The following is a 13,069-nucleotide window of genomic DNA, read 5'->3' as shown; positions in this document are numbered from 1 at the left end:
AAAAAAGCCAGCAGATGCTGGCTTTTTTTATTGTGAATCGAATCTTAAAGCTGACTTTGAATATAGTTTTCGATACCCACACTTTCAATCAGGTCGATTTGCGTGGTTGTCCAGTCCAGATAGTTTTCTTCTTTTTCCAGAATTTCCTGTAGCAGATCGCGAGTCACATAATCCATTTCAGTTTCAGCCAGTGCCACAGCTTTCTGAATGGTTTCGATATTTTCTTTAACTTTACGTACATCACAATGCAGCACTTCTTGAGTGTGCTGGCCGATATACAGTTTGCCCAAATGTTGCAGATTTGGCAGACCTTCTAAAAATAAAATTCGTTCAATAATCTTGTCGGCATGCTTCATCTGAACAATGGATTCTTTATATTCTGCCGAGCCCAGTTTCTCAATACCCCAGTCATTAAACATGCGCGAATGCAGGAAATACTGGTTAATCGCAGTTAGGTGGTGATACAACACCTGATTGAGCTGATTAATCACATCACGATTGCCTTTCATCACATAACTCCATTTGAACCTGATTTATCTTTCTAAGAAAGTGCTCTAACTCATGATAGTAAAGCAAGTCAGGGGGCAATGGCGAGTAATTTATAGAACAGCAAATGAAAATCGCAATCGAATCCATCTCGGCTTAGATGAATGACAATAAAAACCCGCCAGAGTCAGAGGCGGGGGAGGAAGAATGATCTTAGATCATTGGCGTTATCATTATCTTTATTCGATTTAGGCGGCCACAGCCAGACGGGCCGCAATTTGTGAAACTTCATCACTGATGATCATACGGGCTTCCGGGGCACAGCGGCCACAGCAAGTTCCCAAGTCCAATGCATCGCGTACATCACGATAACTTTCAGCGCCATTTGCAATAGCATCTTTAATGTCTTGATCTGTAATGCCACGGCATAAACAAACGTACATAGGACACAACCACAGTGTTTAAATAAGATAAGTAATATTATTGATAATTGTTATCGTTTGTCAATAAAAATCATTTGAAATAGCTTTTATAATGATTGGTGATTTAGATAAAAAATAAATATCTGAACGGAAATTTAAGTATTATGAGGATTTTTACGATTAGGGGGATTCAGCATTGCGAGCCATATAGAAGCTTGGCTATCCGAATTCTTTCATCAATCATTTTACCCATTAAAGAAAATCCCCTCTCCAACAGGGAGAAGAGATTTTTAATATCTATTGAAATATCAATAATATGAGCATTTTATGATTTTAAAAAAGATGGGTTGAATAAGTTTCCAGATTATTGCTGAATAATGACAACGCCATCCATTTCAACTAAGGCATCTTTAGGCAGACTGGCAACGCCCAAAGCGGCACGTGCTGGATAAGGCTGGGCAAAATATTCACCCATGATCTGGTTGACCAGCTGGAAGTGCGATAAATCGGTCAGATAGATATTTAGTTTGGCGATATCTGCCAAAGAGCCACCTGCCGCTTCACAAACCGCTTTCAAGTTGTCGAATACGCGGCGAATCTGAGCTTCAATGCCTTCAACCAGTTCCATACTATATGGATCCAGACCAATTTGACCGGATAGATATAGGGTATCACCCACTAAAATAGCTTGCGAATAGGTACCAATCGCAGCAGGGGCATTTTCAGTATGGATTACTTGGCGGGACATGAATTTCTCCTTTTATCATCAATATGCATCATATTCGATCAGTTCAACCGACAACAGCATTATCGTTTTAAATGATTAACTCGCTTTAGAGGCTTCGCTCAGAATGACCGGCTGGGTCAGACGGGTAATGCGCGGAAAACCGAAATACATACGCAGGTCACGAATAATTTGTGCAATCTGTTTACGGTTGTGTACCACGATATTGACATAGGTCTGTTCATCCTGGCTACGCACCATTTCCACCCCGGAATGTGCTTTACGACATTGATAGATCAGGTCAGAAATCTGCTCATCATCCATGGCCAGGTCAATGCAGAGATAGGCGGTAAAGCTGATGTCGTCCAGATCATCGGCAGTCCACTGTAAGGGCATGATATTTTCCGGATGCTGATGCTGTTCATGCAGCAGGTTATGACAGCGTGAACGATGCACAATCAGGCCGCGACGGGTCAGATGACCCTGAATCGGGTCGCCCAGCACCGGATTGCAGCAATGGGCATATTTGACATCGACGCCTTCAGTACCCTGAATCAGGCGTCCCGAGCTGGCAATATTCTGATGCTGGTCTTGGGCAAACAAATGATTGGCCACCAGTTGTGGCAATAAATCACCAACAGCAATCTGTTCAAACAGCTGCTCCTTGGTTGCAATATGACGCCATTCCAGCAGGTTTTTCCAGTCGGCTTCGGTCAGATCCCGAATTGAGCGATGAAACAGTTTCAGGGCACGATTCAGTGCTTGCTGACCGACCAGACGCTGTTCGTCCAGATCTTGATCACGCAATATATTCTGAATGGCACGGCGGGCTTTCTGGGTATTGATAAAGCTGAGCCAGTCCGGATTTGGGGTGGCAAGAACATCGGTAATGATTTCGACCACCTGGCCACTGACTAGCGGGGTAGAGAGCGGTTTGGTCTCATTGTTAATTTTGGCCCCGATGGCATGGTTACCCAGAAACAGGCTGGCAGCATAAGCAAAATCGACCGCGGTCGCGCCTTGCGGCAATTCATGTAAATGCCCATGCGGGGTATAGACCCAGATTTTTTCCTGATGCAGATAATCCAGTAATTCACTGAATGTAGTTTTGGCACATTCACCATCGACCAGAACGTTCAGGTTCTGCATCGAGGCCTGAATTGCAGAGCGACAGGCTTGCGGGGCATTTTCACCCAGTACCACACCAAAACGTGCGGCTTTACGCATCAGTTCGGTTTGGATGGTCAAAGACAAGGTGGTCTTTTCGCCTTTCAGGCGCATCATCAGGGACTGGTTGCCGCCAGGCAGTGGACGGCGGATATGATCTTCATAGCTTTGAATTTTAAAGCTTTGAGTCAGAATTTCCGCGAGACGGTCACAATCGGCAATGCTTTGTAAAATAATTTCAAAGGCATGGCTATGCGTCAGTTCTTGCAGGTCGATATCGTTTTTCACAAAGTGGCGGAGTAATTCAATATTGTTATTTTTCTTTTTAATACGGCCCTGAATGGCATTTTTTTGCAGCAGTTCGGTCAGGTTCTTTTCCCATTTGGCCTGATATTCACAGCGTTTCGGCTTGGTTTCCTGTAGTGCGGTCTGAACGTTGTTGTACATATCCAGATCAAGATTCTGATAGCACAAATGTTCCAGATTATCGGCCATTTCATTCATGCCGACAATACGCGCCATCGGCACAAAAATTTCAAAGGTTTCGCGGGCAATACGCGCGCGTTTGTCCGGACGCAGTGCCTCCAGGGTGGTCATGTTGTGATAGCGGTCGGCCAGTTTCACAATAATGACACGTGGATCTTGTAAGGTGGCTTGCAGAATTTTCCGGAATGAAGCGGCTTTATTATATTCTTTATCGCTGGAATGACTCAGTTTGGTCACGCCATCGACCAGTTCGGCCACAGTAAAACCAAAAGTCTCGGTAATATCGTCTTTGTTAAAGTCGGTGTCTTCAATCACATCATGCAGCAGTGCGGCCATCAACGTTTCAGGGTCAAGACGCATATGCGCCAGAATACAGCTGACCGCAATCGGATGCAGAATATAGGGTTCGCCACTTTTACGCACAATGCCGTCATGGGCAATATCTGCATAATCACAGGCCGCAAGCACACGTTCGACATCGTTTTGATTTAAATACGCGTCGATAATGATCTCTAACTGCTGCTTGGCTTGACTGACCTGTGGGCCTGGCATAAAACACCTTTAAAACTGAAATTCTTACAAATAAAACCATGAAAGCTTTGATCAAATACAAATTGTATCGCTTGCCTGTCTTTTACTTTAACAAGGATCAAGCCGATTCAAGTTGTATGGCTAACCCTTATGTTATAACCGTTCTGGCATAAATATAAAAGTCACATAACAAAAAAAGCCTAGTTTAAAACTAGGCTTTTTCAGTGACGATCTCTTATTGGAAAGAAAAACCGTCTAAGTTCAGATTATTTGCAGAAAGTGCCAGGTCCAGACTTGATGTCTGATAGTCTTGATCACGCTGTTTCAAAATGTCTTTTGATACATGACCTACAGCGATTTCACGCAAAGCAACAACAGTCGGTTTGTCATTGTCCCATTCTACAGTTGGTTCAATACCTTGACGTGCCAATTGACGCGCGCGCTTGCTTGCCACTAGTACAAGCTCAAAGCGGTTGTCTACATGGTCTAAACAATCTTCAACGGTGACGCGTGCCATAAGAATTCTCGTTTGAATAATAAATTTTAACAGACTGCACAGTATAAAAGGCTTTGTCTATAGACTCAAGTTTTAATCACTGTTCAGTTGGTGTGATGAGCTGCTGAATCAGTTTTTCATGACGGTTGGCCTGTTGCGACAAGGTCAAGCGGTTGGCGATAATGACCGCTTCCAGGTCATGCAGTGCCTTATTAAAGTCATCATTGATAATAATATAGTCAAAGTTGCTATATTGCTGCATATCTTCCACTGCACAGCTGAGGCGATGTTCGATCACATCCACCGTGTCGGTGCCGCGGTTAGACAGACGTTCACGCAGGTCAAACTGGCTTGGTGGTAGAATAAAGATTTGTTTTGATTCAGGAAAAAGACGACGGACTTGCTGTGCACCTTGCCAGTCAATTTCAAGCAGCACATCATGGCCTTTGGCCAATTGCTCTTTAACAGTTGCCTGTGCAGTGCCGTAGTAATTACCGAACACTTCTGCGTATTCAATAAAACCACCTTCATTGACCAGATTTAAAAAATCTTCTTTATCGGAGAAATGATAGTGCACGCCATCGAGTTCGCCAGGTCGTTGACCGCGTGTGGTATGTGACACAGAAACGTGAAGGTTATTGACACGCTCAAGTAGGGCTTTAACGAGGGATGTTTTGCCTGTTCCAGACGCTGCAGAAACGACAAACAAGAGACCCGACATGATATTTTTCCTGATATGATAAAATATCTTCTCTATTTTAGAGTAGAGCGGCTTTAAACTAAATAGTTGTCAGTCGATTGTTTTACATTTATTTCAATTGAACCGCTAAAAATGGTGTGAGTATTGAGGATTCTATGGAAATTGTTTTAGCCAACCCACGTGGTTTTTGTGCTGGTGTAGATCGTGCCATTGCGATCGTGAACCGTGCCCTAGAATGCTTTAATCCACCGATTTATGTACGGCATGAAGTGGTACATAACAAATTTGTCGTAGATGACTTGCGTCAGCGTGGCGCCATCTTTGTGGATGAACTTGATGAAGTCCCTGACGACAATATTGTGATTTTTAGCGCACATGGGGTTTCAAAAGCGGTACAGCTTGAGGCTGAACGCCGTGGTTTAAAAGTTTTTGACGCGACTTGCCCGTTGGTCACTAAAGTACATATCGAAGTGACCAAATATGCACGTGAAGGCGTAGAAGCCATTCTGATTGGCCATGAAGGCCACCCGGAAGTCGAAGGCACCATGGGTCAATATGATAAAAAAAATGGCGGTAATATCTATTTAGTAGAAGATGAAGAAGATGTTGCGGCTTTAAGCGTGCATCACCCAGAAAAAGTCGCTTTTGTCACCCAAACAACCTTGTCGATTGATGACACTGCCAAAGTCATTGATGCCTTGCGCCAAAAATTCCCTTTAATTCAGGGGCCGCGTAAAGACGATATTTGTTACGCTACGCAAAACCGTCAGGATGCAGTACGTGACTTGGCTGAACGTTGTGATGTGGTACTTGTAGTCGGTTCGCCAAACTCATCTAACTCCAATCGTTTGCGTGAGCTGGCGGAACGTATGGGTAAGGCCGCTTATCTGGTCGATAATGCCGATGAACTTAAACAGGAATGGTTTAAAGAAAATGCCCAGATTGGAGTCACAGCAGGTGCTTCTGCACCGGAAATTTTAATTAAACAGGTGATTCAGCGTTTGCAGGACTGGGGCGCTCAGGCACCACATGAGCTGGATGGGCGTGAAGAGAATATCACCTTTAGTTTGCCGAAAGAGTTACGTATTTCGGTAACTCAAGTCTGAAGTGTTAAGTATTTAACATTCTGAATTTTTTAAAAATTGACAGATAATTGGATTTTGGCAATTATCTGTTTTTTTATACCTTTTATCTGTTGTGTGTAGTTTTTGTAATTTTAATAAGTAATAGTTTAAATGGGTCAAGCTTAGACCTAGGGGGAGAGAGTATGCGCAAAATTCAGGGGTTTACCTTAATTGAGTTAATGGTGACGATTGCGGTGTTGGGAATTATTGCGACGATGGCTGCTCCTTCTTTTGGGAATCTTGTAGGCCGGCAAAACTTGTCCAAGAGCACACAGGATTTAGCAGGCTTAATTAAAGAAGCACGGTCACAAGCAGTTTTAGTGCGTCAGGACGTAAAGCTGGAGATTGTGGAAGACCAAGAAGCATTTATTAAGCGTTCTGATGAAATTGCTGCAAATGCTGCATTAAAAAAACAAAGAGAAAGTAAGCTTTTATATCTTTGGGGGCCAGCTGGAAAGTCGATATTGTCGGGAACTGAGACCTCAATTACATTTGAAATGACTGGCAAAGTGAAAGGTGCAAGTTCAGATACATCGATAGTAATCTGCGATAAGACAAATGGTGATAAGTCAAAAATAATAACAATAACAAAAATGGGTGCACTCCAACCAATTAGTGAGGGGAATTGCTGATGCAACATACAAAGCATCAATCAGGTGTCGGATTGGTAGAAATTTTAGTAGCTCTTTTGATTCTTGCATTGGGGGTATTGGGATTTATCGTTTTGCAGTATAGGGCAGTTGAAGCGACTTCTGAAGGGAGCTATCGAGTTCAGGCAATAAATCTATCAAGAGATTTTGCTGAAAGAATCAGGGTGAATCGTGGTGCTTTAGATGATTATGTAGATGCAATAACTGATGCAGATGCTCAGGCTGAATATAGTAAAAATTGTTCAGAAAAAGAGTGTTCGACTGGTGAAATGGCAGATTATGACGTGGCACAGGTAGTGCAGCGTGCTAACTCTGTAGGAATGACAGTCAACTTGTTAGATTGCCAAGGCAATAGTGATGGTCGTAAATGTATTTATGTTGCTTGGGGTAATACAGCAGCAACAGATGGTCTAGAAGATGCGGGAAATTGTACGACAGGGACAGTTTATGATCCAGCATCAACCTGTTTAATTATGGAGGTATATTAATCATGTCCTCAAATCCATATAAACAGACGGGTTTTACTCTCATTGAGTTAATGATATCACTGGCCCTTGGGCTAATTATAGTGGCTGCAGCAATTTTGCTGTTTATAACAGGGCAAAAAAGCAATGCATTACAACAGGGTTTTGCAAATATTCAAGATGATGCGAACTTCGGGTTGGGGTACATAGTACAGGATATCAGACATACAAACCTGAATAGCTTAAATTCTGGAGTCAATGATCGAACAGTCCAAGGTGGGATTGTACTGACGTCTAGTGCCAACGGTTTTAAAGATACAACAGTAACACCAAATATTACTTATAGTAATTTACCTGAAAATTTAATAGGGACAACGGTAACAACAAACTTATTATCGAGTGGAGCTACAGGTTTGTCGAATGTACAAGGTGAAAGTAGTGATCAGTTGGTGATTCAGTACAAACCTCAATATACAAGGGTTGGTAGCAATTGGATTGGTGGCTTTGATTGTGAAGGAGAAGAAATCAAGTTTCCAGTAATGACCGGTGCGGTTGAAACACCATTGCGTATAATCGTGCAGCGTTATTTTTTAAGAGTGGATACTAATAAGGATAGCAAGGAACCAAATGCTGCTTTGGCCTTGGCGTGTGATGCTGGGTGGTACAGTGAATCGGGTACTCCTTTGTCAGATAAGATCGAATCTTTTGGTAATAATGGTGAAATTATTATGAAGCGGGTCGATTATTTTCACGTCCTGCTTGGGGTTCAGAATGATGAAAAGCTTAGATATATTTCTATTGATGACTATATGGCGCTAGGTGCTCCCCGACCACGTATATTGTCTGTTCAATTAGGGGCTTTAGTTCGTTCTGCGCAAGGTGTAGGGAATGAATCAATGATCAAAGACGATCAGGAATTCCAAGTGCTTGATAAAAAAGTAAGAGTGAAAATACCAACCAATACAACCAATAAATATGTCCGCCAGGTGGTTTCTCAAACAGTTGCACTCCGTAATACTTTTGGGGAGAGAGGACAATGAAGAAAAGTCAGCGAGGGGCAACGTTAATCGTTGTTCTTATTCTACTTGTTGCTATTACAGTTATTGGGACCTTAGCAATCCGTCAAAGTATCGTGACTTTAAATATTGCGACCAATAGTCAAGCCACTCAATTAATGCTCCAGAATGCAGATGCTGCATTTTTTAATGTAGAAAAAGAAAATAATATTATTCAATCATTAAGTAGTAGTGGAATGTTTGGATATATTGATGGGGCAGTGAATAAAGATAAAGAGTTAGTGTTCTGTTTTCGTGGTGCAGATAAACCAGATTTTTTTGAGATTACTCGTGCAAGCATTATCGAATGGAATGCACCTGATTCAAAGCCAAAAAATGATAGCTTTGGTAAAGATGGATATTGTAAAACGAATGTAAGTGGAACAAATTTTTTCACGAGTGGTCGTAAAGCTGTGATAACGCAAGTTGCTGTTAAATATTCATCAGAAGCAGAAAAAGATCCATTTTATGGACAAATTTTGGGAACAGATGACAACACTGTGAAATTGCAACGCAGTAAGCCAGTTAAAGTTTTTGCAGTTTCAATCATGCCTGCCTTAACTACAGCAGATAAAACAAAAATTGATCAATGTTTTGATTCCCATATGAATGAAGTAGTTATTCCAAGCGGAGTCACACCAGTTACCAATGCTGATAAAAGTGTGACTCAGTGTTTGTCAGAATTAAATGTCCCTTTTGAATCAACAGTCACTGAATACGTGATTGCTCAAGACTTCGTGTAATACTGGAGTAAGAAAAGATGAAAACGATACAAAACAAAACTCAGATTTCTTATCGTCGTAAACTGCTTGCTGTCAGTATTACTGCATTATCTACAATGATGATTGCAAATACGACAACACGGGCCAGTGATATTGAAATTTATCAACAAGCCCGTTCAGGTAATATTACTTTAATGATGTTATTTGATATTTCAGGAAGTATGGGGGCTCCACAGCTTACAAATGATAGAGATGCTTGTGATGTCCCAAGTCATATCAGTATGGGGACATCTGGAACTGAAACTTCGACGAATGGGTCACCGACTTATACTCGCTATTATTGTCAGGTAACAGCAAGAGCCTATAAATATAGATCATGGCGTAAAAGTGGAGGATCTGGTACCCATAATCAGTGGCAAAAATGTGAAAATGATGCTGAAACTAAAGAAGGGTGTACTTGGGGTGACGTACTAACCGCAATACCATCGGATCATAATAGTTATACTAATGAGAGTGGTTCAGGTGGTTATAATTATCGATATGAAGGTGAACAGCGTCGTTATTATGATCGTTTGACGCGGATTAAAGATGCTATGTTCGATTTGTTACATGGCAATACAAGTAAAGGAATTACAGCAGTAACTGACGATAAAATTATTGGGTTATCAGCTTATTCTTTCAATGGAACAGGTAGCAATGGATATGTATTGGTGCCAGCACGACGTTTAGATCAGGACGTCACAATAAATGGTGTAACAAAGAAACAGCGCGCCTGGTTGCTAGAGGCAGTAGCGACCAAGTTATACGCTCGTGGAGGAACGCCTACGGCAAATGCTTATACTGAAGCTGCTGCATACATGATGGGAACGAAAACATTTAATGATACCGAGTTGTATAGTGGAACTACCGGTAAGCAGGTCTTCTTTACTTATAATGATGGAGGCTTGAAATATACTCAATGTATGAGCTGGGATACAAATGGTGCATGTAATTATTGGCCTTCAACAAGTCACACTAATACAGCAGCGCGAGATTTTAACTTCCTGCCTATTGATCTGACTAAATATACGGCGTCCTCATGTACAGTAGGAGTCAGAAATAGTGCCGGCGGAAGTGCATCTAACAAGACAGGTACTTGTTATGTTTATACAGGGCCAATTGTACGTGATAGCTCCCTTCAAAATGGTTTTAACTATTCGATTAGTTCAGCTAAAGTAAGTAATGCTACCAAATACGATATGCCTTCATCTCTAAGTCAAACGCCGGAAGAAAAGCAGTGCAGTGGACAAGGAATTTATGTACTGACAGATGGTGAGCCAAGTGGTCAGTCTAATGAACAAAAAGCAATGAGAAACGCTCTTAATGATAATAGTTTCAATTGTTCTGAGAGTGCGACCGGTACTAACTGTGTTTTAAGTTTTAGTAATCGTCTATTAACTAATAACCCAACCACACTTCAAATTAAAACCGCAGTTGTCGGTTTTGGTAATGCTTTTAATGATATTCAATCATTTGACCGCAATAAAACACGTGAACAAAATTTAGCTGCCTTAGGCACTATTAATACAGCAACTAAAAGAGCAGCAGAATGGGGAATACGTGGAGGTGGAGGCTGGTATTCAGGCTCAAGTTCAAAAGATGTAGTAGATAGTGTCAATCACTTTATTAATGATTTAACCACAGAAATTCCTTCGGTAACTACTGGCTCACCCACTATTCCTAAAGATGCGTTAAATCCGGCTGTATTACAAGATGATGCTTATTATCAACAGTTCCAACCTACCCCAGATAAAACATTTCAATTATGGGCAGGTAACTTAAAAAAATATCTAGTAGATGAAAATGGGATATTAAAAGGCAAGAATGGTAATAAAATAGTCGATGATGATGGAAAAATCCTTGATAATTTTGATTATTGGGCTAAGTCGATAACATCAGATAATGTTGATATGGATGAGAATACTCCAGGAAGTACAAAATTTGCTTTACGTGGTGGATTCTGGTCTAAATTGGCTCTAAGAACAGATCCATTAAATAATCCAAGTGCGGGAACAATAAAACGTAAAGTTTTTACTAATCGTAAATATTCCAGTGGTTCAGGTATCGATTCAATATTTTCTGGAGTATCCAGTGGCGATCTAAGACAAATAAAGCCAACTGATTTGACTGATAACGTATACAGATATGACCAATACAGAGGATATCTAACACGATCCTTAGGATATAACATTGATGCAGCGAATCCGCCAACTGATCTGAATGCTTTGATTTTAGAGCCAGAATTTCGTCAAACTGGTGCAGTTATGCATTCATATCCTGTGATGTTAACAAATAAAGGTAAGCTGGTTTTTAATACTACAGATAAGAGAATGGATTCCGAGGATCGTGAAGATTACATTTTGTTTGGCACCACGCAGGGTATGTTACATGTGGTAAAAGCCGGGGAATCTGGTACAGCTAGCGGAGGTGAGGAAGTATTTACATTTATACCAAATGAGATGTTAGAAAAACAAAGAAAGGCTCTTGATGTGCCTGAAGCAACTAATGGTGGGATGAATAATCTGTTTTATGGTATAGATGGGCCTTGGACTGCATATACTGAGTATGTTATTGATAATTCTGGTAATTTGACTGTTGGTTCTGGTAAGGGTGGCCAGAAGGGTGTACAGGATGTGTATGGTGGCTTACGCATGGGGGGCAAAAGTTACTATGCTTTAAATCTTCAAGATATTAACAAGCCAAAACTTAAATTTCACATTGATCCATCAGGCAGTTGTAGTAACTCTAATCCATTGGGTTGTATGGGACAAAGCTGGTCCAAACCAACAATCGGCTTTGTGAATTGGGGTGGAAAGCGTACACGTGTAATGTTTGTTGGTGGTGGTTACGATATGGCATATGAAAATCCTGCATATAACCAAATTAATAAAATTGGTGCAGGTGTATATATGTTCGCAGCAGAAGATATAGGCACGACCAAAGCAGGAGATTTATTATGGTGGGGCAGCGCTAATGCTACGTCGAGTGCAAATACGACAACTAGTGGTGTAATTGGTACTCACCATGCAGAAATGCAATATAGTGTAGTGAGTGAAATTCGAAGTGTAGATCGTAATGGCGATGACCTTATAGATCATATCTATTTCGGCGATCTCGGCGGGCAAATTTTCCGTGTGGATTTTGATAACACACAATCTACAATCGGTAAGATTGTAAAAACTCCAGTTCGTCTATTTGATGGTCATGTAAGTGGAGGCAAAAGCCCACGTTTTTATGATATGCCGGCTTTTTCACTCTATAGTAATAATGGCAATATTTTTGCAATAATCTCTCAGGGCAGTGGCAACCGTAGTAAACCATTATTTGCAGATAGTAGTTATGGATATGATGCAATTTATAATATTTATGATAAAGATGTATCCCGCAAAAATTTATTCAGTGCGATATCTTGGACAACTAAAGATCTGAAAATCTCAGAATTAATTAAGCTTAACGATGATGATCGTAAGAATGACAGTACGATCAAAGCACCTGCTAGTTCTAACGGTTGGTACTATGAATTTACTAACTGTCTAACAGGGCATGGTGATTGTGATGATTATACTAAGCAGACAGAGAAAGTTTTTGGAACCCCAGTTGCTTTAAATAATAAATTGTTTGTTTCAACATTTGATGCAAGTAAAGATGGTCTGTCTGGTGACTGTGGTGCAGGTGTGAAAGGTGCAAGTTTGATGACTACTTTCTGTTTGCCTTATGGTCAGTGTAAGAGTTCAGACCCTACAGGTTCGGGACGTTCATTTATTGGTGCAGGCATTCACACCATTACTGTCGGTAATGACAATAAAAAAGGCGGTGGGGCCGGTGGTGGTTCTGGCGGTGGGACCGGTGGAGGTTCTGGTGATGAGCGACCAACAAGTGCTTCAAATTACTGTATTTCAACTGGTGGACGTATGACAATTACAGTAACAGGAGCAGGTGGTGCAAGCGAAGAAACACAAATGTGCTTAATTCCTCAACGCTGGTACCAAAAATTTCGTTAAGG

Annotated in this window: 12 protein-coding genes; 6 read left to right on the top strand and 6 right to left on the bottom strand. The window is 41.2% G+C overall.

What is annotated here, in order from left to right:
• Positions 1-44 precede the first annotated feature (44 nt).
• The 6 genes from bfr to gmk form a co-directional block, all read right to left on the bottom strand.
• Positions 45-509, bottom strand: a complete 465-nt coding sequence (bfr, locus tag AC3IT7_RS13335; protein WP_180049914.1) for a heteropolymeric bacterioferritin subunit Bfr — start codon at positions 507-509, stop codon at positions 45-47.
• Positions 510-734: 225 nt separating this feature from the next.
• Positions 735-929 (bottom strand): bacterioferritin-associated ferredoxin, encoded by a 195-nt coding sequence (locus tag AC3IT7_RS13330; RefSeq protein WP_005094295.1) that lies wholly within the window; start codon positions 927-929, stop codon positions 735-737.
• A gap of 343 nt (positions 930-1,272) precedes the next feature.
• A complete protein-coding gene (locus tag AC3IT7_RS13325) occupies positions 1,273-1,656 on the bottom strand; it encodes a RidA family protein (RefSeq protein ID WP_005263848.1) in 384 nt (127 codons plus the stop codon).
• 75 nt (positions 1,657-1,731) lie between these two features.
• Complete coding sequence (locus AC3IT7_RS13320; RefSeq protein ID WP_489248776.1) at positions 1,732-3,837, bottom strand: RelA/SpoT family protein; 2,106 nt, start codon at positions 3,835-3,837, stop codon at positions 1,732-1,734.
• A gap of 214 nt (positions 3,838-4,051) precedes the next feature.
• Complete coding sequence (gene rpoZ, locus AC3IT7_RS13315; protein ID WP_004896248.1) at positions 4,052-4,333, bottom strand: DNA-directed RNA polymerase subunit omega; 282 nt, start codon at positions 4,331-4,333, stop codon at positions 4,052-4,054.
• Positions 4,334-4,409: 76 nt separating this feature from the next.
• Positions 4,410-5,033 carry a guanylate kinase gene (gmk, locus tag AC3IT7_RS13310; protein WP_407595271.1) on the bottom strand — a complete coding sequence of 208 codons (624 nt, stop codon included), beginning with the start codon at positions 5,031-5,033 and terminating at the stop codon, positions 4,410-4,412.
• A gap of 134 nt (positions 5,034-5,167) precedes the next feature.
• Here gmk and ispH point away from each other — a divergent pair, with 134 nt between their 5' ends.
• The 6 genes from ispH to AC3IT7_RS13280 all read left to right on the top strand — a co-directional run bounded on the left by ispH (position 5,168) and on the right by AC3IT7_RS13280 (position 13,067).
• On the top strand, positions 5,168-6,118 hold the full coding sequence (gene ispH, locus AC3IT7_RS13305; protein ID WP_489248775.1) for a 4-hydroxy-3-methylbut-2-enyl diphosphate reductase: 951 nt from the start codon (positions 5,168-5,170) through the stop codon (positions 6,116-6,118).
• A 161-nt stretch (positions 6,119-6,279) separates the two neighbouring features.
• Positions 6,280-6,768 (top strand): GspH/FimT family pseudopilin, encoded by a 489-nt coding sequence (locus AC3IT7_RS13300; protein ID WP_489248774.1) that lies wholly within the window; start codon positions 6,280-6,282, stop codon positions 6,766-6,768.
• Positions 6,768-7,274 (top strand): type IV pilus modification protein PilV, encoded by a 507-nt coding sequence (gene pilV, locus AC3IT7_RS13295; RefSeq protein WP_489248773.1) that lies wholly within the window; start codon positions 6,768-6,770, stop codon positions 7,272-7,274. The genes AC3IT7_RS13300 and pilV overlap by 1 nt, the downstream gene beginning before the upstream one ends.
• 2 nt (positions 7,275-7,276) lie before the next feature.
• Complete coding sequence (locus AC3IT7_RS13290) at positions 7,277-8,290, top strand: PilW family protein (protein ID WP_489248772.1); 1,014 nt, start codon at positions 7,277-7,279, stop codon at positions 8,288-8,290.
• On the top strand, positions 8,287-9,048 hold the full coding sequence (locus AC3IT7_RS13285) for a pilus assembly PilX family protein (RefSeq protein WP_489248771.1): 762 nt from the start codon (positions 8,287-8,289) through the stop codon (positions 9,046-9,048). The genes AC3IT7_RS13290 and AC3IT7_RS13285 overlap by 4 nt, the downstream gene beginning before the upstream one ends.
• Before the next feature lie 17 nt (positions 9,049-9,065).
• Positions 9,066-13,067 carry a pilus assembly protein PilY gene (locus AC3IT7_RS13280; RefSeq protein ID WP_489248770.1) on the top strand — a complete coding sequence of 1,334 codons (4,002 nt, stop codon included), beginning with the start codon at positions 9,066-9,068 and terminating at the stop codon, positions 13,065-13,067.
• Positions 13,068-13,069: the final 2 nt, after the last annotated feature.

The organism is Acinetobacter sp. KH_038 (assembly GCF_057839405.1).
This window is presented reverse-complemented; position numbering and strand designations above follow the sequence as displayed.

What these genes read in the sequence shown, in the direction of transcription:
- ispH (WP_489248775.1), top strand. Translation starts at nt 5,168, where the DNA reads ATGGAAATTGTTTTAGCCAACCCACGTGGTTTTTGTGCTGGTGTAGAT.
- AC3IT7_RS13325 (WP_005263848.1), bottom strand. Translation starts at nt 1,656, where the DNA reads ATGTCCCGCCAAGTAATCCATACTGAAAATGCCCCTGCTGCGATTGGT.
- AC3IT7_RS13320 (WP_489248776.1), bottom strand. Translation starts at nt 3,837, where the DNA reads ATGCCAGGCCCACAGGTCAGTCAAGCCAAGCAGCAGTTAGAGATCATT.
- AC3IT7_RS13290 (WP_489248772.1), top strand. Translation starts at nt 7,277, where the DNA reads ATGTCCTCAAATCCATATAAACAGACGGGTTTTACTCTCATTGAGTTA.
- AC3IT7_RS13280 (WP_489248770.1), top strand. Translation starts at nt 9,066, where the DNA reads ATGAAAACGATACAAAACAAAACTCAGATTTCTTATCGTCGTAAACTG.
- gmk (WP_407595271.1), bottom strand. Translation starts at nt 5,033, where the DNA reads ATGTCGGGTCTCTTGTTTGTCGTTTCTGCAGCGTCTGGAACAGGCAAA.
- rpoZ (WP_004896248.1), bottom strand. Translation starts at nt 4,333, where the DNA reads ATGGCACGCGTCACCGTTGAAGATTGTTTAGACCATGTAGACAACCGC.
- bfr (WP_180049914.1), bottom strand. Translation starts at nt 509, where the DNA reads ATGAAAGGCAATCGTGATGTGATTAATCAGCTCAATCAGGTGTTGTAT.
- AC3IT7_RS13300 (WP_489248774.1), top strand. Translation starts at nt 6,280, where the DNA reads ATGCGCAAAATTCAGGGGTTTACCTTAATTGAGTTAATGGTGACGATT.
- pilV (WP_489248773.1), top strand. Translation starts at nt 6,768, where the DNA reads ATGCAACATACAAAGCATCAATCAGGTGTCGGATTGGTAGAAATTTTA.
- AC3IT7_RS13330 (WP_005094295.1), bottom strand. Translation starts at nt 929, where the DNA reads ATGTACGTTTGTTTATGCCGTGGCATTACAGATCAAGACATTAAAGAT.
- AC3IT7_RS13285 (WP_489248771.1), top strand. Translation starts at nt 8,287, where the DNA reads ATGAAGAAAAGTCAGCGAGGGGCAACGTTAATCGTTGTTCTTATTCTA.